A 22,397-nucleotide genomic window follows, 5' to 3' on the forward strand; every position below is an offset into this window, starting at 1 on the left:
GTCACGACGCGCGGCGGCGGGCCGCCGCGGTCTTCAGACCGGACCGGCGCAGCTGCGCCCGCAGCTGACCGTCGTCCTCGGCCGCGGCGGCGGCCCGGGCGGCGGTGCCGTCGATGACTCGCGCGAGCGCGGCCACCGTCGGTGCCTCGTAGAGGATGTGTGGCGGCAGTTCCGCCTCGGCGAACCGGCGGCGCAGCGTGTTGAGCAGCGCGATGCCGAGCAGCGAGTTGCCGCCGAGTTCGAAGTAGTTGTCGGCGACGCCGACCCGCTCCAGCTTGAGCGAGTCGCACCAGACCTCGGCCACGCCCAGCTCGGTCGGCCCGGTCGGCTCCTGGTAGCGGGTCACCAGTTCCGGCCGCGGGTGGCGCGCCTCGGAGCTGGCCGTGCCGTTCGGCGCGGTCACCGCTTCGACGTTGAACCACCGGCTGAACCGGACCATGGTGGCCAGGTCCTGGGTCGCCGCGACCAACTGCGACTCCCCCGAGGCGAGCGCCCGCAGCAGGGTGCGCCAGCCCTCCTCGAAGGTGATGCCGAAGCGGGCCCGGTTCGCCGAGAAGAACGCCTGCACCTCGCTGTCGAACCCGCTCAGCCCGCCGTCCCAGGCGTTCCAGGCCCACTCGCCCCAGTCCACCGAGAGGGTGGGGCGTCCGGCGGCGGTGAGCATGTTGGCGTAGCGGTCCAGATAGGCGTTCGCGGCGCAGTAGTCGACCTGGCCGGGGCCACCACCCGTGGCGGAGGTGATCGACGAGAAGAGCACCAGGAAGTCGAGCCGGATCTCGTCGTCGGCACCGACCCGCAGCGCCTCGACGATCGCCCGGGTGCCGGCGACCTTGGGCGCGAGCACCAGGTCGGAGTCGGTGGGCAGCTTGAACTGCATCAACCCGGTGCCGGGTACGCCCGCGGTGTGCAGGATGCCGTGCAGCGCGCCGAAGCGCTCCCGGGCGGTGTCGACCGCCCGCCGGACGTCGGTCGGGTCGGCGACGTCACCGACCACGATCTCGACCTCGGCCCCGGCCTCGACGAGCGCCTGGACCCGTTCCACCCGGCTGCGGGTGCTCTCGTCGACCTTTTCGGAGCCGGCCAGGATGCCGGCCCACCGCTCGGTCGCCGGCAGACCGGTGCGCCCGAACAGCACCAGCCGGGCCCGGCAGTCCTGCGTCAGCCGCGCGGCCAGGCCGAGCCCGATGCCGCCCAGCCCACCGGTGATCAGGTACACCCCGCCGTCGCGGAGCACCTGGCGGGCGGTGTCCAGGTCGGCCGGCGGGATCGACTCGTAGCCGCACACCCAGCGCCGACCGGCGCGGATCGCCACCGTCGGCTCGGTCCGCGGGCGACGCAGCTCGGCGACGACCGCGCCGGCCGGGGTGGCCGGCTCCACGTCGACCAGCCGGGTGCTGACCGACGGGTACTCCAGCGGGATGACCAGGGCCGGGCCGAGCACGGTGGCGCTGGCCGGCCGGGCCTCGGCGCCGTCGAGCACCTGCTGTGAGCCGGTGCTGACGATGTCCAGAGCCCACCGGTCCAGGCCGAGTTCGGCCGCCGCACGGGCCAGTGCGACCAGGGTGTGCAGGCCCAGCGACACGGTCCGGTCGTCGTCCGGCAGCTCGCCGAGGGTCCACAGGTGCACCACCCGGTCCAGTCCGACCCCGGCCGCCCGCAGGGCGCGCAGCATGGTGAGCGCGTCCGTCGGGTCTCCCGGCCGGACGGTGTAGCCGTCGGCGGCCGCGTGGTACTCCGTGCCGGCCCGCACCACGGTCAGCCGCGCGCCGGTGGCCGCCGCGGTCCGCTCCAGCTCGGCGAGCACCCCGTCGGCGGTGGCGCCGGTACCGGCGTAGACCAGCCACGAGTCCGGCTGCCGTTCGTCGGCGGCCGGGGCTGCGGTCTGCCGCCACACCGGCAGGTGCAGCCACTGCTCCTCGGGCAGCCGCGGGATCCGGCCGATCTCGGCCAGGCTGGTCGGTTCGGCCGGCAGCTCGGCGCCGCCCTCCCGCCCGGCGGTCATCGGCGTCTGCTCGATCCAGTACCGCTGCCGCTCGAACGGGTAGGTGGGCAACGGAATCCGGCCGGGGGCGGCCCGGTAGACCGGGGTGGCCCCGTCGCCGCGGCCGTGGTGTGCCGCCCAGTCGATTTCGACGCCGGTCAGCCAGAGCCGGGCCAGCGCGTCGGTGAGCACCAGGTCGGCGGGGCGCGGGTCGCTGCCGGCCGGCAGCGTCGCGGTGATCAACGGCCAGCGCTGCGGCGGGCAGCCGGCGGAGCGCACCAGCGCGCCGAGCGACTGGCCGGGGCCGATCTCGACCAGGGCCAGTTCCGGGTCGGCGAGCAGCACCTGCACACCCGCCTCGAACTGCACCGGCTGGCACATGTGCCGGGCCCAGTAGGCCGGGTCGCGCACCAGCGCGGCGTCGGCCAGCGCGCCGGTGACGTTGGAGATGTAGGGCAGCCGGGGCGGGTTGAGCCGGATGTTGGCGGCCACCCAGGCGGTCAGCTCGTCGCTGATCCCGGCCAGCATCCGGGAGTGGAACGCGTGGCTGGTCTCCAGTGGCCGGCACGGGATCTCGGCCTGACGCAGGTCGGCGGCGAGCTGGTCGAGCGCGGCGGTCGGACCGGCGACCACCACCGTCTCCGGCCCGTTGATCGCGGCGATGTCCAGCCCGCGCTGCTCCAGCCGGAACCGGCGGCGCAGCTCGTCGGCGGCCAGCGGTACCGCGGCCATCGAGCCGGTCTCCAGCGCCCCGATCAGCTTGGCCCGGTGCACCACCAGGGCGATCGCGTCGGGTAGCGACAGCACCCCGGCCAGGCAGGCCGCGACGTACTCGCCGAGGCTGTAGCCGAGCATCGCGGTCGGCCGCAGCCCCCAGGCCAGCAACGTGCTGGCCAGCGCGTAGTCCACGGCGAAGAGCAGCGGCTGGGCCACCTCGGTGCGGCGCAGGGCGGCGGTACGCGGGTCGGTGCCGCCGCCCCGGCCGAGCAGCGCCGCCAGGTCGGAGCCGCCGCCGCGGGGCCCGGTCAGCAGGTCGGTGAGGTCCAGTTCGGGCAGTGCCGCGGCGATCGGGGCCAGGCACTCGTCCAGCGCGGCGCGGAACACCGGTTCGCGCCGGTACAGCTCACCGACCAGTCCCGGGTACTGCTCGCCGACGCCGGCGAGCAGGAACGCCACCGGTCGGCCCTGTACCGCCTCCACCCGGCCCATCGGGGGCGGGGCACCGTCGCGTCCGGTCAGGGTGCCGACCGTCTCGTCCAGGGTGGCGGTCACCGCCACCCGCCGGTGCTCGAAGGTCTTGCGTCCGACCTGCAACGAGAACGCCACGTCGGCCAGCCTGGCGTGCGGCTGGCAATCCAGATGCTCGCCGAGGCGCCGCACCGCGCGGTCCGCCGCGCTCGCGGTCCGGGCCGACACCGGCACCACCTGGTACCGGCGGGTGTGCGCCGGGCCGGTCAGCTCGTCGGTCTCCGGCACCTCCGGGCGTACCGGTGGCTCCTGCACGACGACGTGCACGTTGGTGCCTCCCATCCCGATGGAGTTGAGCCCGGCGATGCGGGGCCGGCCCTCGGTGGCCGGCCACTCGGCGAGGTCGACGTTGACGTAGAACGGGCTGTTCTCGAAGTCGATCGCCGGGTTGGCCTGGGTGTAGTGCAGGGTCGGCGGGATCACCCGGGACTGCAGGGACAGCGCGGTCTTGATCAGGCCGGCGGTACCGGCCGCGTGGTTCATGTGCCCGACGTTGGTCTTGACCGCGCCGATCGGGCAGTACTGCCGCTGCTCGGTGCTGCCGAACGCCCGGGTCAGCGCGGCGACCTCGATCGGGTCACCCAATTCGGTCGCGGTGCCGTGCGCCTCGACGTAGCTGATCTCCTCGGGGCTCACCCCGGCGTCGGCCATCGCGTCGGCGATCACCCGGGCCTGTCCGGCGACGCTCGGCGCGGTGTACCCGACCTTCAGCGCGCCGTCGTTGTTCATCGCCGAGCCGCGGATGACTCCGTAGACGTGGTCGCCGTCGCGCAGCGCGGCGTCCAGCCGCTTGAGCACCACGACGGTGGCGCCGTCGCCGAACATCGTCCCGCTGGCCTGCGCGTCGAAGGTGTGCACGTGCCCGTCGCGCGACTCCATGCCGCCCGGGGTGGACAGGTGGCCCTGCTTGTCCGGCACCCGGATCGACACGCCGCCGGCCAGCGCCATCTCGCAGTCGCCGCTGCGCAGGCTGCGGACCGCCAGGTGCACCGCGACCAGTGAGGTGGAGCAGAAGGTCTGCACCGCGACGCTCGGGCCGTGCAGGTCGAACAGGTACGACACGGTGGTGGTCAGGGCGTCCTTGTCGTTGCCCATGATGAGCTCGTACTCGCTCAGGTCCTCGTGCATGCTCAGCTGGCCGAGCGCGCCGAGCAGGTAGGTGCTGATGTTGGTGCCACCGAAGACCCCCACCCGCCCCCGGTGCTCCGGCCGGCAGTAGCCGGACTGTTCGAGCGCCTCCCAGCAGACCTCGAGGAAGAGCCGCTGCTGCGGGTCGGTCAGCGCGGCCATCCGCGGGCTGATGCCGAAGAACCCGGCATCGAAGCCGGCGATGTCGTCGAGGATCGGACGGGCCGGTACGTAGGCCGGGTCGTGCGCCAGCTCGGCCGGCACGCCCGCCTCGACCAACTCCTCCGGGGTGAAGAAGCTGATCAGCTCCTCACCGGCGCAGAGGCTGCGCCAGAAGGCGGCCACGTCCTCGGCGCCCGGGAACCGCCCGGCCATCCCGACGATGGCGATCCGCCGGTCCAGCTGCTCCCCGTCGAGCACCGGCGCGGTCGATGCCGCCAAGACCAGTTCGGCGCCGCCGGGCGCGGCCGGTGCGGCGACCGGCACGGGTGCCACCGGCGCGACGACGGCGGCCGGCGCGACGGCCGGCTCTCCGGTCCGGGCCGGCGCCGCCGGGGCCGGGCCACGCTGCTGCTCGAGCAGCGCGCTGAAGGACCGGACGGTCGGCGCCTCGAACAGCGACACGGTCGGTACCGCCACCGCGAACCGGTTCTTGACCAGCCCCAGCAGCCGGGGCACCAGCAGCGAGGTGCCGCCGAGGTCGAAGTAGTTGTCGTGGATGCCGACCGGCTCGATGCCGAGCACGTCGGACCAGAGTTCGGCCAGCGCCCGCTCGGTGCCGGTCAGCGGCGGGGTGTAGGGCTGCGGCAGATCCGGGCGCGGGTGGCGGATCGCATCCCCGCCGACCGGCTCGACGGTCGCGCCGCCGAGGAGGGGCAGCCGGTCGTCCAAGCCGCCGGCGGCGACCACCACGGCGGGCAGCGCGGTGCCGACCAGCCGGTCGAAGGCGGCCAGGGCCTCGGCGTCGCTCATCGAGTGGCTCGCCATGCTCGCGCCGATCCCGTCGCGCAGCCGCTGCAGGGTGCAGGCCCAGGTGTCCCAGCCGGCGGAGATCCACCGGCTGCGTCCGTCGGCGCCGGCGTGTGCGAGCGCGGTCAGCGCCGCGTTCGCCGCGGCGTAGCCACCGAAGGTCACCCCGCCGAGCAGGGCCGAGGTCGAGGAGAAGAGCAGGCACCAGTCCGGTACCAGCCGGTCGTCCAGTCCGGCGACGATCCGGGCGATCACCCGGGCGCCGTCCACCTTGGCTCCGAACTGCCGGGCCACCGCGGCCCCGTCGAGGTCCCGCAGTGCCACGAAGGTGTCGGTGCCGGCGTCAGCCGCCGCGTGCACCACGCCGTCGATCCGGACGTCGGTGAAGAGCGCCCGCATGGCCGCCTCGTCGGTGACGTCGACACGCGGGGTGCGCACCGTCGCGCCGAGCGCCCGCAGGGCCGCCACGGCGGCGTGCCGGGGGTCGTCCGGGTCGTCGGGCAGCCCACGCCGGCTGGTCAGCACCAGCCCGGCCGCGCCGTTGCGCACCAGGTGCCCGGCGATCGTGAGACCGATGTCGCCGAGACCGCCGGTGATCAGGTAGGTGCCGCCGCTGGCCACCGGGTGGGTCTCCAGCGGCGTCGCCGGTGCCTCGTACGTCGGCAGGTACCGGTTGCCGCCCCGGTGGGCGACGAGCACCCCGTCGGAGCGGCGGCCCAGCTCGGCGGCGAGGGCGTCGGCCATCGCGCCGGGGCCGTACTCCGGGTCGAGGTCGACGTTGACGCTCTCCAGGTCCAGGTACTCCTGATTGGCGACCACCGGCAGCACCGCGACCGCGGCCTGGGCCGGCGCGGTGCCACCGACGGTCACCCCGGCACTGTCCGGCACCGCCTGGCCGCCCTGGGTGACCACCATCACCCGGGTACCGCTGCGGCCGCTACCGCCGCAGGCGGCGAGCACCGCCGAGGCGCCGTGCACCGCGGCGGCGGCCGCGTCGGCCGGCACCGGCTGCGTCATCGACAGGTCGACCACCGTGTTCGGGCCGGCGCCGAGCAGCGCGACGAGGTCGCCGGGGCAGGTCGCCAGCACCACGTCGCCGCCGGAGCGGCGCAGCCGGGTGGCCAGTTCGTCGGCCACCTCGGTGGCGGCACCGGCACCGGCCGTCGCGAGCAGCACGTACCGCCCGGCGGTCGGGACGGTGGCGGCACCGGTGGGCGCCGCTCGCCATCGCTGGGTCAGCAACCGCACGTGCTCGTCGCCCGGGGCAGGCTCGGCCTCGACCGCCTCGGTGCCCGGCCGGGCCACAGCCGGGCTGGCCGGTCGCTCGAACCAGTGCCGCTGCCGCTGGAACGGATAGGTCGGCAGGTCCGCCAGCCGGGCCGGGCCACCGCGCAGCGCGGACCAGTCGAGGGTCACCCCGATCTCCCACAGCCGCCCACAGGTGTCCAGCAGGCTCGCCACGTCGGCCGCGTCCCCGCCGGTCGCCACCGCGGGCAGGGTGCCGAGCAGGACGGTGTCCGGCTGATCGGGGAGCTGGCTGGCCAGCAGGTCGCCGAGGACGGTACCCGCGCCCAGCTCCACCAGGACGTCGACGTCCCGCGGCAACTGCCGGGCCAGGTCGGTACCGTCGGCCGCGACCGTGACCACGGGGATCGCCGGCGCCTGCCGGGTCACCGGGTCGGACACCTCGGCCGCCTGGGTGCCGCTCGCCGTGTCGTCGGTCGGCCGGGCCCGCAGGCTGGTCAGCCGAAGCGCGTCGGTGAGGGTGAGCACTCCGGCCAGGCAGTTCCCGACCTGCTCGCCGATCCCCTGGCCGACCAGCACGTCCGGCCGGACCCCGCGGTGCAGCAGCAGCTGGGCGAGCGCGTACTGGACGACGAAGTGGAACGACTCGGCCAGTTCCGGCCGGTCGGCCTCGGCACCGGGTCCGGCGTGGAGGAACGGCCGCAGGTCCAGCCCGCAATGCTCGGCGGCGATCTCGACGCAGCTGTCCACCGCGGTCGCGTAGGCCGGCTCACGCCGGTAGAGCCCGCCTCCGAGCCCGCGGTGACCGGCACCGGAGTCGGGCAGCAGGAAGGCCACCCGCGGCCGGTCACGCAGGCTGCGCACACCGGCCGCGCCGGCCGCGGCGGTGAGCCGCCCGGTGGCGTCGGCGGTGTCCGTGGCGAGGACCGCCCGGCGGAAGCGGTGCTCGGCCCGCCCGCTCTGCAGGGTGTACGCCAGATCGGCGACGGTGCAGCGGTCCAGCGTGCCGCCCAGCGCGCCGAGCTGCTCACGCAACGCCGCCGGGTGGTGCGCGGAGACCGGCAGCAGGTACGGGCCGGGTGCCTCGGCGACCGGCTCGGCCTGCGGGGCGGCCTCCAGCACCAGGTGCGCGTTCGTGCCCGACCAGCCGAACGAGCTGACCCCGGCCAGCCGGGGCCGGTCCTGCTCGGGCAGGTCCAGCGTCGTCGTCGCCGGCCGCACGGTGTCGCTGGCCAGGGCCGCCTCGGAGGGGTTGACCAGGTTGAGGTTCGGTGGGACCACACCCTGCTTGAGCACCAGCACCGTCTTGATCAGCCCGGCGATGCCGGCCGCCGCCTGGGTGTGCCCGATGTTGGTCTTCACCGCCCCGACGTGCAGCGGCGTCGCCGGGGACCGGCCGCCGAAGACGTCGCCCAGCGCGCCGAGCTCGATCGAGTCGCCGAGCCGGGTGCCGGAGCCGTGCGCCTCCACGTAGCAGATCTCGTCCGGGCTGGTCCGCGCGGCGGCCAGCGCCCGGCGGATGACGTCCACCTGGGCGCCCCGGTTCGGCGCGGTCATCCCGTTGCTGTGACCGTCCTGGTTGACCGCCGAGCCGCGGATCACCGCGTGGATCCGGCGGCCGTTGCGCAGCGCGTCGGAGAGCCGCTCCAGCACCACCACCCCGGCGCCCTCGCCCATCACGTAGCCGTCGGCGTCGGCGTCGAAGGTCTTGTTCAGGCCGTCCCGGGAGAGCATCGAGGTGGCGCAGGCGTTGACGTACAGGTCGGGTTGGATGAGCAGGAAGCCGCCCGCGGCCACCGCCAGGTCGCACTCGCCGCGGCGCAGCGCCGCACTGGAGAGGTGCACCGCGACCAGCGACGACGAGCACGCGGTGTCCAGGGTGACGGTCGGGCCGCGCAGGTCGAAGTGGTACGCGAGGCGGCCGGCGACCACGCTCGCCGAGCTGCCCTGCCCGGCGTACGGGTCGGTGAAGGCGGCGGCGCCCTGCAGGTCGGACTGCAACCGGCCGTACTGGGTGGTGTCCGAGAAGCCGATCATCACCGAGGTGCGGCTGCCCGCCACCCGGGCCGGCGGGGTGCCGGCGTCCTCCAGCGCCTCCCAGGTCAGCTCCATCAGCAGCCGCTGCTGCGGGTCCATCCGCAGCGCCTCCCGGGGTGGCGAGCCGAAGAACCCGGAGTCCCAGCGGGTGATGTCGGAGAGGAAGGCTCCGCGACGGGTGTAGACGCCGTGGTCGGCGACGTACGGGTCGAGGTCGTACCGGCCGTCCGGCGCGTCGTCGAGCACCGCGCTACGCCCGTCGCGGAGCAGTTCCCAGTAGGCGTCCACGTTCTGCGCGCCGGGCAACCGGCAGGACAGGCCCACGATGGCGATCGGCTCGTGCCGGCCGGCATCGGCCTCGGCGAGCTGCCGGCGCGCCTCAGTCAGGTCGACGGTGACCCGCTTGAGATATTCGCGGAGCTTGTTCTCGGCTGCCATCTGTCAAATCCCCTGTCCTAGCGCGTGGGTGGTGAGAAGCTGGATCGTCAGAGCTGGGTGTCGATGTACTGGAAGATCTCCTCGTCCGAGGCGGCATCCAGCTGCGCCTTCGACGCCTCCGCGCTGGTCCCCAGGCCGAGCCGGAGCAGGGCCGCCTGCAACGTCGCCACCACCCGGTCCCGCTCCCCGGTGTCGTCGTCGGCGAGTTGCGCGGTGATCCGGTCGAGGGTCTCGGTCAGCACGTCGTTGACCGCCGGCGCCGCCGGCGCCAGCTCGCCGAGCAGGTAGTCGGCCAGCGCGTCGACGGTGGGGTGGTCGAAGACCAACGCCGCCGGCAACTGCACGCCCAGCTCCGAGTTGAGCCGGTTGCGCAGTTCGACCGCGGTCAGCGAGTCGAAGCCCATCTCGCTGAAGGTCCGGTCCATCTCCACCGCGGCGGCCGAGCCGTGCGCCAGCACCCGGGCGACGTGCGAGCGCAGCGCCGCCACGATCTCCGCCCGGGCCTCGTCGGTCGGCAGGGCGGCGAGCCGGGCGACCGGGCCGAAGGCGCTCGCCGCGCTGCCGCCCTGCGGTCGCAGGGCGGGCTGGACCAGGCCGCGCAGCACCACCGGGATGTCGTCGCCGCTCTCGGCCCGCGAGCGCAGCGCCGCCAGGTCCCAGCGGCAGGCCACCACCAGCGGGTCGCCGGTCGTTGCTTCGCGCAGCGCCGTGTCGAACAGGTCCAGGCCCTGCTCGGCCGAGATGGCCGCCACGCCGGCCCGGGACAGCCGGGCCTCGTCGGCCGCGGTCAGCTCCGCGGCCATTCCGGTCGACATCGACCACATGCCCCAGGAGATGGAGAGCGCCGGCAGCCCGGACGCCCGCCGGTGGGCGGCGAGCGCGTCGAGGAAGCTGTTCGCCGCCGCGTAGTTGCCCTGCCCCGCGTTGCCGAGCACCCCGGCGATCGAGGAGAACAGCACGAAGGCCCGCAGGGGCAGGTCGGCGGTCAGCTCGTGCAGCAGCCAGGCGGCCTGGGCCTTGGGCCGGAAGACCGACTCCAGCCGCTGTGGCGTGAGCCCCTCCAGCAGCGCGTCGTCGAGCACCCCGGCGGCGTGCACCACGGCGGTCAGCGGCCGGTCGGCCGGCACCGAGGCCAGCAGTTCGGCCAGCGCCGGGGCGTCCGCGACGTCGCAGGCGGCGACCCGGACCGAGGCGCCGAGGCCTTCCAGCTGGGCGACGAGTTCGGCCGCGCCGCTGGCCGCCGGACCGCGCCGGGAGGTCAGCAGCAGATGTTGTACGCCGAAGCGCTGCACCAGCCGGGTCGCGACCAGTGCGCCGAGACCGCCGGTACCGCCGGTGACCAGCACCGTCCCGTCCGCCAGGTCCAGCTCGTCCACCGGGGCGGGCGACCGACGGCTGACCCGCGGCACCAGGATCTTCTCCGCCTCGACCAGGCACTGCGACTCGCCCTTGCCGACCGCGGCGGCCAGCCGGCCCCACGGCGCGTCACCGGCGTCTACCCGCAGGTCGGCCAGCACGAACCGGCCGGGGTGCTCGACCTGCGCGGCGCGGACCAGTCCCCACACCGCGCCGGTGCGCACCGACCGCGGGTCGGCCAGGAAGACCAGCCGGGATCCGGCCAGCCGCTCGTCGGCGACCCACTGCTGCATGGCCTCCAGCGCCCGCCCCGTCAGCTCGCGGGCGGCGGTCGGCACGTCCGGCTCGGTGCCGGCGCCGGAGAAGACCGCGAAGTCGCACCGCTCGCCGCCGGCCACCGCGGCGGCCAGCGCGGCCACCGCCGGGTGACCAGGCAGCCCGGCCACCGGCTCGCCGAGGTACCGCCAGGTCGGCGCCTCGTCGGCGCCGGCGACCGGCAGGTCCACCCAGTCCAGGCCGAAGAACCCGGCCGGCCCGGTGGCCCGGCCCATCGCGGTGACAATCGAGGCGATGGAGACCGGCCGGACCCGCAGCTCCTCGATGGCGAGTACCAGCCGGCCGTCCGCGTCGGCGGCCTCGACCGCGAGCTTGTCCGCGCCGTCGGAGCTGAGCCGGACCCGCAGCGCCGAGGCGCCGTGGCCAGCCAGCCGGACCCCCCGGAAGACGAACGGCAACCGCAGCTCGTCCGAACCACCCTCGAAGATGTACGGGTGGAACGCCGTGTCCAGCAGCACCGGGTGCAGTCCGAAGCCCTCGGTCTCGGCGGCCTGCGGCAGGGCGACGTCGACGTAGAGCGCGTCGTCGGCCCGCCAGGCGGCCTGTACGCCGCGGAACGCGTCACCGTACTCGTAGCCGAGTTCGGCCAGCCGGTCGTACGCGCCGTCGAAGGCGATCGGGACCGCACCCGCCGGCGGCCACGAGGTCGCCCAGCCGCACCGGCCGTCGGTGCCGCCGCCGTCCGGGGCGAGGATGCCGCTGGCGTGTCGTACCCAGGTGTCGTCGCCGTCGGCGCGGGCGTAGACGCCCACCGTGCCGTCGCCACCGTCGGCCACCACCTGTAGCGAGAGTCCGCCGTCGGCGGGCAGCACCAGCGGCGCCTCGAAGGTCAGCTCCACCACCTCGGCCAGCCCGGCCTGGGCACCGACCTGGCCGACCACGTCGAGCAGGGCGGCGCCGGGCACGACCACCCCGCCACCGACCGCGTGGTCGGCGAGCCAAGGGAGCTCGGTCAGTGACACCCGGCCGGTGACCACCACCCGGGTACCGTCGGCGACGTCGACCGCGGCGCGCAGCAGCGGGTGGTTGACCGGGCGCAGCCCGGCCGAGGCGACGTCCGCGCTGGAGCGCCGGTGGATCAGCCAGTAGCGCTCCCGCTCGAAGGCGTAGGTCGGCAGGTCGACGGCGCGCCCGTCGGCCGCCAGGGCCGCCCAGTCGACGGGCACGCCGACCACGAACGCTTCGGCGAGGCAGCCGTGGAGCGCCTCCAGCTCCTCCTGCTTGCGGCGGTAGGTGGCGGTTACGACCGCCCGCTGGTCGGTGAGGCAGTTGCCGGCCATCCCGGAGAGCACCGGCAACGGACCGACCTCCAGGTAGACGTCGGTGCCGGCGGCCTCCAGCAGCTCGATCATCGGTGCGAAGCCGACGGTCTGGCGGATCTGGTCCACCCAGTAGTCGGGGTCGGTCCAGGACCGCTCCGGCCCGAGGTTGGTCTCGTAGGGCAGCTGGGCCGCGCCGAAACTGGTCGCTTTCAGCTCGCGGGCGAACTCGTCGAGCATCGGCTCCATCAGCGGCGAGTGGAACGCGTGGCTGACCGGCAGCCGTCCGGTGCGCTTGCCGAGCGCGCGCCAGTGCGCCTGCACGGCGAGGCAGGACTGCTCGTCGCCGGAGACCACCACGTCACCGGGGCTGTTGATCGCGGCGATCCCGACCAGGTGCTCCATCCCCGCCAGCGAGGCGCGTACCTCGGCGGCCGGTGCCGCCACCGCGACCATCGCGCCGTCGGCGGGCAGGTTCTGCATCAGCCGGGCGCGGGTGGCGACCAGGCGGGCGGCGTCGGCCAGCGTCCAGATGCCGGCCACGTGCGCGGCGGCGATCTCGCCGACGGAGTGCCCGGCCAGCCTGGTCGGGCGTACCCCGAGCGAGGTGAGCAGCCGGAAGGCGGCCACCTCGTAGACGAAGAGCGCCGGCTGGGTGTAGAGGGTCTGGTTCAGCGCCGCCGCGCCGGCCGTGTTCGGCTCGGCCCACATCACCTCGCGCAGCGGCCGCTCCAGGTACGGGTCGAGCGCCGCGCAGGCCTCGTCGAAGGCCGCCGCGAAGACCGGGAACGCCCGGTACAGGTCCCGGCCCATGCCGGGGCGCTGGCCACCCTGCCCGGTGAAGAGGAAGGTGGTCGACACCTGGCCCCGGGCGACGCCGGCCGGTACCACCGCGCCGGGCCGGCCGTCGACGTATCCGGCCAGCCGGTCGACGAGCTCGGCGCGGTCCCGGCCGACGACCACCGCCCGGTGGTCGAAACGGGCCCGGGTGTCGGCCAGCGAGAAGGCGATGTCGGCAGGCCGTACGGCGGCGTCGGCGAGCACCCGGTCGTGCAGTCGCCGGGCCTGCCGGCGCAGCGCGGTCGGGGTGCGGGCAGAGATCACCCAGGCGTGCGGGCCTGGGTGCCCGGCTGCCGGTGCGGGCGCCTGCGCCTCGGTGGGCTCCTCCAGGATCACGTGCGCGTTGGTGCCGCTGATGCCGAACGAGGACATCCCGGCCCGGCGCGGCTGCTCGTCCAGGCGGGCCCAGGGCCGCGCCTCGGTGAGCAGTTCCACCGCGCCGGAGCTCCAGTCGACGTGGTGCGTCGGCTCGGTGACGTTCACCGTCCGGGGCATCGTGCCGTGCCGCATCGCCATGATCAGTTTGATCAGGCCACCGACGCCGGCCGCGGCCTGGCTGTGCCCGATGTTGGACTTCAACGAGCCCAGCCACAGCGGCCGGTCGGCCGGGCGGTTCTGCCCGTAGGTGGCGAGGATGGCGGTCGCCTCGATCGGGTCGCCCAGCGGCGTGCCGGTGCCGTGCGCCTCGACCAGGTCGATCGCGGCCGGCTCCAGCCGCGCGTCGGCCAGCGCCCGCCGGATGACCCGCTCCTGGGCGCGCCCGCTGGGGGCGGTCATCCCGTTGCTCGTACCGTCCTGGTTCACCGCGATGCCGCGGATGACGCTCAGGATCCGGCGACCGTTGCGCCGCGCGTCGGAGAGCCGTTCGAGCAGCAGCACGCCCGCTCCCTCGGCCCACACCGCACCGTCGGCGTCGTCGGAGAACGCCTTGCACCGGCCGTCGGTGGCCAGGGCCCGCTGGCGGGAGAACTCGACGAACGGATCGGGTACCGCCATCACGGTGACCCCACCGGCGAGCGCCATCGGGCAGTCCCCGGACCGCAGTGCCTGCACGGCCAGGTCCAGCGCGACCAGCGAGGACGAGCAGGCGGTGTCCAGGGTGACCGCCGGGCCCTCCAACCCGAACGTGTAGGCCACCCGGCCGGAGAGCACGCTCGGCACGCTGGAGACCATCAGGGTGCCCTCGACGCTCGTCGGCATGTCACCGAGGAACTGGGTCGAGTAGTGGTCGTACATCATCCCCGACCAGATGCCCACCCGGTCGCCGCGCACCGTGGCAGGGTCGATGCCGGCCCGCTCGAACGCCTCCCAGGTGATCTCCAGGAAGAGTCGGTGGTGCGGATCGGTCGCCAGGGCCTGCCGGGGGCTCATGTTGAAGAACGGCGCGTCGAAGCCGGCCGGGTCGTCGATGAAGCCACCCCGGCGGGTGTACGAGGTGCCGTAAGCGTCCGGGTCCGGGTTGTAGAGCTTCTCCAGGTCCCAGCCACGGTCGGTCGGGAACTCGCCGGTGGCGTCCACCTCGCCGGCGACGACGTCCCAGAGCTGCTCCGGGGTCGTCACGGCGCCGGGGTAGCGACAGGCCATGCCGATGACCGCGATGGGCTCGTGGTGCCGTTCGTCGGCCACGGCCAGCTGCTGCTTCGCATCGGCCAGATCAGCGGTGACCCGCCTGAGATAGTCACGGAGCTTGTCTTCGATCGCCATGGCTGTCCCTCCCCTTCTTCGTGTGTCCGGTGTGGTTTCAGAGCTGGCTGTCGATGAAATTGAAGAGATCCTCGTCAGAGGCCGTGCCCAGGCGGGCCGACGTCAGTACCGGCGCCAGGGCCGGGGTGTCCGGTTGTTGGTCGCGCCCGCCGTCGAACCGGTGCAGCGCGGCCCGCAGCACGGCCGTCACCCGGTCCTGTTCGTCCGGGTCGGCGTCGGCCAGGCGGGCGGTGACCCCGTCCAGCGCCTCGCGCAGCAGCTCGTCGGCGGCCGGCGGGGCGGGCATCAGCTCGCGCAGGATCCAGTCGGCCACGTCCTCGGTGGTCGGCTCGTTGAAGACCAGCGTCGCGGGCAGCGGCAGACCGGTGTCGGCCGCGAGCCGGTCGCGCAGGTCCATCGAGGACAGCGAGTCCAGTCCGAGTTCGGTGAACGGCCGGTCGGCCTCGACGGTGTCCTGCGGGCCGTAGGCCAGCACCAGCGCCACGGTCCGCCCGACCAGGTCCAGCACCAGTTGGCGGCCCTCGGTGTGGTCCAGCCCCGCCAGCTGGTCGGCCAGCCTGGCGGCGGCCGCCGGGCCGGTGGCGCCGGGCACGACACCGGCGGCACCCGCCAGCACGGTGCCGGCCGGGCTGGCGGGCGCCGCCCGACGGCCGGCACCCAGTAGTTGCCGCAGGATCGCCGGTGACTCGCCACCTGCGTCCAGCCGGGCCCGCAGGCCGGCCGGCTCCCAGCGGGCGGCGACCACCAGCGGGTCGCCCTGCCCGGCGTCGCGCAGCGCGGCGTCGAACAGTTCCAGTCCCTGCCGCTGGCTCAGGCCGGCCAGACCCGCGCGGGCGAGCCGGGCCTCGTCGGCGGCCGAGAGACCCTCCGTCATCTGCGTCCGGACCCCCCACAGGCCCCAGGCGATCGAGGTACCCGGCAGGCCGAGGTCGCGCCGGTGACCGGCCAGGGCGTCGAGGAAGGCGTTGGCCGCGGCGTAGTTGGCCTGTCCGGCGTTGCCCAGCAGGCCGGCCACCGAGGAGAAAAGCACGAACATCCGTACCGGCAGCTCGGCGGTCAGCTCGTGCAGCAGCCAGCCGGCGTCGAGTTTCGGGCGGAGCACCCGGTCCAGCGCAGACGCGTCGAGCCGGTCCACCGTGGCGTCACCGAGCACCCCGGCCGCGTGCACCACGCCGACCAGCGGTCGCCGCGGCGGGATCGTGGCCAGCAGCCCGGTCAACGCCGCCCGGTCGGCCACGTCACAGGCCGCCACCCGGACCGACGCACCGAGCCCGGTCAGCCGCCGTACCAGCTCGGCGACGCCGTCGGCGCTCTCGCCCCGACGGGAGGTCAGCAGCAGGTCGCGCACGCCGTGCCGCTCGACCAGTCGGGCCGCGGCGAGCGCGCCCAGGCCGCTGGTGCCCCCGGTGACCAGGACCGTGCCCGAGCCGAGGTCCACCAGCGGGCCGGGCCGGGACTCCCGGCGGGCGAGCCGGGGCACCAGCAGCGCGCCGTCGGCCACGGCGAACTGCGGTTCACCGGCGTCCAACGCGGCGGCCAGCCGCTGCCACCGGCCGGCGGAGTCGCCACCGCCGGGCAGGTCGGCCAGCACGAACCGGCCGGGGTGCTCGACCTGCGCGGTCCGTACCAGCCCCCACACCGCGGCCGTGCCCACCGACCGGTGCCCGGCCAGGAGGACCAGCCGGGCGCCGGTGAACCGGGCCTCGCCCAGCCACTGGCGCAGCAGCCCGAGGACGTGGTGCAGGTGGGTCCGGGCCCGGCCCGCCGGTTCGAGGTCGTCCTCGTCGGGCAGCGGCACCAGCACGACCGGCGGCACCGTACCGGCGTCCGGCCCGGCCAGCGCGGCGAGGTCGTGGTGCCGAGAGACGGTCACCCCGGCGGCGTCCAGCTCGGCGCGGATCGCGTCGGCCGCTCCGGTGTCGCCGAGCACCGCCCAGCTCCGGCCGGCGAGCTGCGCCTGCGGCGTACCGGCGGGGACCCAGCGCAGGTCGTGCAGGCCCGGCCCGGAGGCGCCCGGTGCGGTCAGCTCGGTGCCCGGCGGCACACTGCGCATGCTGAGCGCGGCCACCGCACCGATCCGCTGGCCGGTGCCGTCGTGGAGGGTCAGCGCGACGGCGCCGTCCGCGCCGGGGCTCAGCCGGACCCGCAGCCGGTCGGCGCCGGCCCCGGTGACCCGCACGTCGGAGAAGACGAACGGCAGCCGGAGTCCGCCGTCGCCGGCCCCGGTGTCGAGCACCAGCGGGTGCAGGGCGGCGTCCAGCAGGGCCGGGTGGATGCGGTAGTCACGCGCGCCGCCGACATCGGGCAACCGCACCTCGGCGTACCGGTCAGCGCCGCACCGCCAGGCGGCGACCAGTCCCCGGAACGCCGGGCCGTACTGGTAACCGGCCGCGGCCAGGTCGGCGTACGCGGTGGCCAGATCGATCGGCTCGGCACCGGCCGGCGGCCAGACGGTGAGCGGTTCGGACGTCGGGTCGGCGGTCGCGGGGGCCACCGACCCGCTGGCGTGCCGGGTCCACTCGGCCTCGGCCTCACCGACCGGCCGGGAGTGGATGCTGAGCGTACGGCGACCGTCCGCCTCGGCCTCGCCGAGGCAGATCTGCAGCTCCGCGGCTGCCGCCTCGGCCAGCACCAGCGGGGCGTGCAGGGTCAGCTCGGCGAGCCGGTCGGCGCCGACCGCGGCGGCGGCGGCGAGCCCGAACTCCACGAAGGCGGTACCGGGCAGCAGCACCCGCCCGGCGATCATGTGGTCGACCAGCCAGGGCGTGTCGGTGTCGGACAGCCGCCCACCGAGCAGCAGCCCGCCGTTCTCGGCCACCGGCACCGCCGAGCGGAGCAGCGGGTGCCGGACCGTCTCGGTGGCCGGCTGGGGCGCGTCGGAGAGCCAGTAGCGCCGGCGCTCGAAGGGGTAGCTCGGCAGCTCGGGACGATGCGTCGGAAGACCGAGCAGCCGCGCCCAGCCGACCGGCTCGCCATCGACCCAGGCCCGGGCGGCGGCGCTGAGGGCGTCGGAACCGGCCCCGTCGACGCCCGGCTCGGCCTCGGCTGGCTGGCCGTCCGCCGCGACCGGCCCGGGACGGTTCGTGGCGACGCCGGTCAGCACCGCCGGGTTCGGCGTACCGGCGGCGAGATCGGCCAGTGCGGCGCACAGTCCAGGCCGGTCGGCGCCGAACACGACCGCCCGGTGCGGGAAGGCGACGCGGCCGGCCAGTACGGCGGCGGCGGCACCGAGATCCGCGTCCGGGGCGTCCGTGGCGTACCCGCGCAGCAGCTCGGCCAGCGCGCGCAGCGAGTCACCGGTCCGCGCGGAGAGCACCCAGGGCAGCGGGTCGCCGGTCGCCGGCCCGGCCTCGTCCGGGTGCTCGGCCGGCTCGGCCGACTCCAGGATGAGATGCGCGTTGGTACCGCTGATGCCGAAGCTCGACACCGAGGCGCGCCGCGGCCGCCCCGTCGCCGGCCAGGGTCGCTGCTCGGTCAGCAGCCTGACCCCGGCGGAGTCCCAGTCGACCTTGGTGGTCGGCTCCTCGCAGTGCAGCGAGCGGGGCAGTACGCCGTACCGCATCGCCTGCACCATCTTGATCACACCGGCCACCCCGGCGGCGGCCTGGGTGTGCCCGATGTTCGACTTCACCGAGCCGAGCCAGACCGGCGGCTGCCCGGTCCGGTTCTCGCCGTACGTCGCCTGGATCGCGTGCGCCTCGATCGGGTCGCCCAGCACGGTGCCGGTGCCGTGCGCCTCGACGACGTCCACGTCCTGGGCGCCGAGTCCGGCGTCGGCCAGTGCCAGCCGGATGACCTGTTCCTGGGCCAGGCCGTTCGGCGCGGTCAGCCCGTTGCTGGCGCCGTCCTGGTTGACCGCGCCACCGCGCAGCACCGCGAGCACCGGGTGCCCGTTGCGGCGCGCGTCGTCGAGCCGTTCCAGCAGCAGCACCCCGGCGCCCTCGGCGAAGGCGGTCCCGTCGGCCGAGGCGGCGAACGCCTTGGCCCGGCCGTCCACGGCCAGCCCGTTCTGCCGACTGAACTCCACCAGGTTGCCCGGGTTGGCCATCAGGGTCACCCCGCCGGCCAGGGCGAGCGGGCAGTCGCCGCGACGCAACGCCTCGAGCGCGAGCTGGATGGCGACCAGTGACGAGGAGCAGGCGGTGTCGACGGTGACCGCTGGGCCCTGGAAACCGTAGGTGTAGGCGATCCGGCCGGAAGCCACGCTCAGCGCGGTCCCGGTGAGCAGGTGCCCCTCGGCGGCCCCGGTCTGCAGGTGCAGCCGGGGACCGTAGTCGGTGGCCATCGCGCCGACGTACACCCCGGTCGCCGAGCCGGCGAGGTCGGCCGGGTCGATGCCGGCCCGCTCGAACGCCTCCCAGGCCACCTCGAGCAGCAGCCGCTGCTGGGGGTCCATGGCCAGCGCTTCGCGGGGGCTGACACCGAAGAACGCCGCGTCGAAGAGGTCCGCGTCGTGCAGGAAGCCGCCGTACCGGGTGGCGCAGGTGCCGGGCCGCCCCGGGCCGGCGCCGTAGAGGGTGTCCAGGTCCCAACCCCGGTTGGTGGGCAGCGCGGAGATCGCGTCGGTGCCGGTCGAGATCAGCCGCCACAGCTCTTCGGGGGAGTTGACCCCACCGGGGTAGCGGCAGCCCATGGCCACGACGGCGATCGGTTCGCTGTCCCGGCCGGCGCGGTGGCCGGCGTCGACCCGAGCTCCGCCGGTGCCCGCCCGGGGCTGGCCCAGCGCGGCGTGCAGGTGTTCGGCGAGCCGGTTCGGGGTGGGGTGGTCGAAGACGACGGTGGTGTGCAGGCGCAGCCCGGTCGCGGCGCGCAGCCGGTGCCGCAGCTCGACCGTGCTCACCGAGTCGAAGCCCAGCTCCTTGAAGGTGCGTACCGGGTCGAGTTCGGCGGCGTCACGGTGTCCGAGGACGGCCGCCGCCGTCGCCAGTACCAGGTCACGCAGTTCCCGCCGGGACGCCGCGGGTGGTGCTGTCCCGGCCGGCGTGGCGGCGGTCTGCGGCACCGCCGTGGCGACGTCCTGCCCATTCGGGCGCGCGGCGTCGCCGAGCCAGTACCGCTCCCGCTGGAACGGGTACGTCGGCAGGTCGACCGGCCGGGCGTCGGGCCGGACGCAGTACGCATCCCAGTCGACATCGGCCCCACCGACGTACGCCTGGGCCAGCGCGTGCCGCAGTCGGGCCTGGCCGCCGTCGTCGCGGCGCAGGGTGCCCACGGCCAGCGCGTCGGACTCCAGTTCCTCGGCGGTCTCCTCGATGCTGGCGGTGAGCACCGGGTGCGGGCTGCATTCGATGAACAGCGCGCCGCCGAGGCGCAGCGCGGTCCTGGTCGCCTGGTCGAACCGGACCGGCTGGCGCAGGCTGCGGAACCAGTAGTCGGCGTCGAGCTCGGCGGTGTCGATCGGCTCGCCGGTCACGGTGGAGACGAACGGAACGGTGGTGGAACGCGGCCGGATCGGGGCCAACGCCTCGACGATCTCGTCGCGCAGACCGTCGACCGCGGGCGAGTGCGAGGCGTAGTCCACCGGCACGTCTTTGGTCCGGTGCCCGTCCGCCTCGATCGCCTCGCGCAGCCGCCCGATCTGTCGCAGGTCGCCGGAGACGACCGCCGAGCGCGGCCCGTTCACCGCCGCCAGGCTCACCCCGGTGGTGGCCCGCAGCCGCTCGACGAGCAGGTCGACCGGGGCGCCGATCCAGGCCATTCCGCCGCCGCCGGAGACCGCGGCGATGGCCCGGCTGCGCAGCGCGACCACCCGCGCCCCGTCGGCCAGCGACAGCGCGCCGACCACGGTCGCGGCCGCGATCTCGCCCTGCGAGTGGCCGACGACCAGGTCCGGCTCGACCCCGTGCGAGCGCCAGAGCTCGGCCAGCGAGACCAGCACCGCCCAGAGCGCGGGCTGCACCACGTCGACCCGGTCCAGACTCGGCGCGCCGGGCACCTCGCGCAGCACGTCGAGCAGCGGGTAGTCGACGTACGGCGCGAGCGCCTGCGCGCAGGCGGTGAGCCGGTCGGCGAAGACCGGCGAGTGGGCGAGCAGTTCGCGGGCCATCGCCGGCCACTGCGAGCCCTGGCCGGGGAAGACGAACACCCGCCGGCCGGTGGCCACCCGGCCGGCGACGACGGCGTCGGCAGGGCGGCCGGTGGCGAGCGCGTCGAGGCCGGCGAGCAGCTCGTGCCGGCCGGCGCCGAGCACGACCGCCCGGTGCTCGAACCGCTCCCGGGTGCGGGCCAGCGAGTACGCGACGTCGGCCGGCTCGACCGACGGGTCGGCGGTGACGTGGCCGGACAACGCGGCGGCCTGGGCGCGCAGCGCCGGTGCGGTACGGGCCGACAGCAACCACGGCGCGTCGGCGCTCGGGGCGCGGTCCCGGTGCACCGCGCGGCGGGGCGGCGCCTCGGCCAGCAGCAGGTGGCAGTTGGTGCCGCCCATTCCGAAGGAGCTGACCCCGGCGACCAGCGGCCGGTCGGCGGCGGGCCAGTCGCGTTCGGCGCAGACCACCCGCAGGTTGAGCTCGTCGAGCTTGATCAGCGGGTGCGGGGCCTCGAAGTTGAGGCTGGGCACCAGTCGTCGGTGGCTGATGGCGAGGATGGTCTTGAGCAGGCCGGCGATGCCGGCGGCGCCTTCCAGGTGACCGATGTTGGTCTTGACCGAGCCGACCAGCAGCGGTCGGCCGGCCGGCCGGCCGGCGGCGAGCGCGGCGGACAGGGCCGCCGCCTCGATCGGGTCGCCAACCGGGGTGCCGGTGCCGTGCAGCTCCACGTACTGCACGTCGGCCGGGGCCACCCCAGCCCGGTGGCAGGCCAACCGGATCACCTCGGTCTGGGCGACCGGGTTCGGGACGGTCAGCCCGGCACCGCCGCCGTCGTTGTTGACCGCGCCGCCGAGGATCACGCAGTGCACCGGGTCGCCGTCGGCGAGCGCCGCGGAGAGCGCCTTGAGCACGACCAGCCCACCACCCTCGCCGCGGACGTAGCCGTTCGCGCGGTGGTCGAAGGTGTAGCAACGGCCGTCCGGGGAGAGCGCGCCGAACCGGCCGATCACCGCGCTGGTCTCCGGCAGCAGGTTGAGGTTCACCCCGCCGGCGATCGCCACCGTCGCGCCGCCGCGGCGCAGCTCGTCGCAGGCCAACTGCACGGCGAGCAGCGACGACGACTGACCGGCGTCAACGGTCAGGCTCGGCCCGCGCAGTCCGAACAGGTAGGACAGCCGGTTCGCGATCAGGCCACGCTGGGTGCCGGTGAGGGTGTGCGGGCCGAGGGTACGGGCACCGAGCCGGTCGTGCAGGTTCGCGTAGTCCGCCGCGATGGCACCGACGAAGACTCCGACGGCGGCGTCGCGCAGCACGCTCGGCGCGATCCGGGCGTGCTCCAGCGCCTCCCAGCACAGTTCGAGCATCAGGCGCTGCTGCGGGTCCATCGCCGTCGCCTCGTGCGGCGAGATGCCGAAGAAGCTGGCGTCGAACCGGTCGACCTCGTCGAGGAAGCCACCGCGGCGGAACTCGGACTGCTCGGCCCAGCGGTGCGCCGGAGCGTCGGCGACGGCGTCCCCGCCGGCACGCAGCAGCTGCCAGAACTGGTCGGCGTCCGCGGCGCGAGGCAGCCGGCAGGACATACCGATGACGGCCACCGGCTCCATGGCCGCAGATCCGCTGACCGAGGAAGACATCCGCTCACCCACCCGTCGCAGTGCATTCGTGGACAGCCACCGCCCCGGTTCGTTTCCGATTTACGGCCAGAAGGAACGCCGCACCGATCCGGTCATACCGAGGAGATGTTTCGCGCCGGCCGTTCTCCGACCTGGAAGACGCGCTTGAATCGTCTGCTCCGCCGGCGTGGGCGTCAAGGCTGGTACAGCCCTA

General features: G+C 75.0%; 2 protein-coding genes and 1 pseudogene. All 3 read right to left on the bottom strand.

Going from position 1 to position 22,397, the window contains the following annotated elements; translation table 11 throughout:
• Position 1: 1 nt before the first annotated feature.
• Positions 2 to 9,046 (bottom strand): beta-ketoacyl synthase N-terminal-like domain-containing protein, encoded by a 9,045-nt coding sequence (locus ACLQ20_RS21455; RefSeq protein ID WP_425857424.1) that lies wholly within the window; start codon positions 9,044 to 9,046, stop codon positions 2 to 4.
• Positions 9,047 to 9,093: 47 nt separating this feature from the next.
• A pseudogene (locus ACLQ20_RS21460) lies at positions 9,094 to 14,541 on the bottom strand (type I polyketide synthase); the annotation flags it as partial.
• A 37-nt stretch (positions 14,542 to 14,578) separates the two neighbouring features.
• Entirely contained in the window at positions 14,579 to 22,204 is a 7,626-nt protein-coding gene (locus ACLQ20_RS21465; RefSeq protein ID WP_425857426.1) for a type I polyketide synthase, read from the bottom strand.
• Positions 22,205 to 22,397: the final 193 nt, after the last annotated feature.

The sequence above is a fragment of the Micromonospora sp. DT46 genome (assembly GCF_049841735.1).
GTDB lineage: Bacteria > Actinomycetota > Actinomycetes > Mycobacteriales > Micromonosporaceae > Micromonospora > Micromonospora reichwaldensis.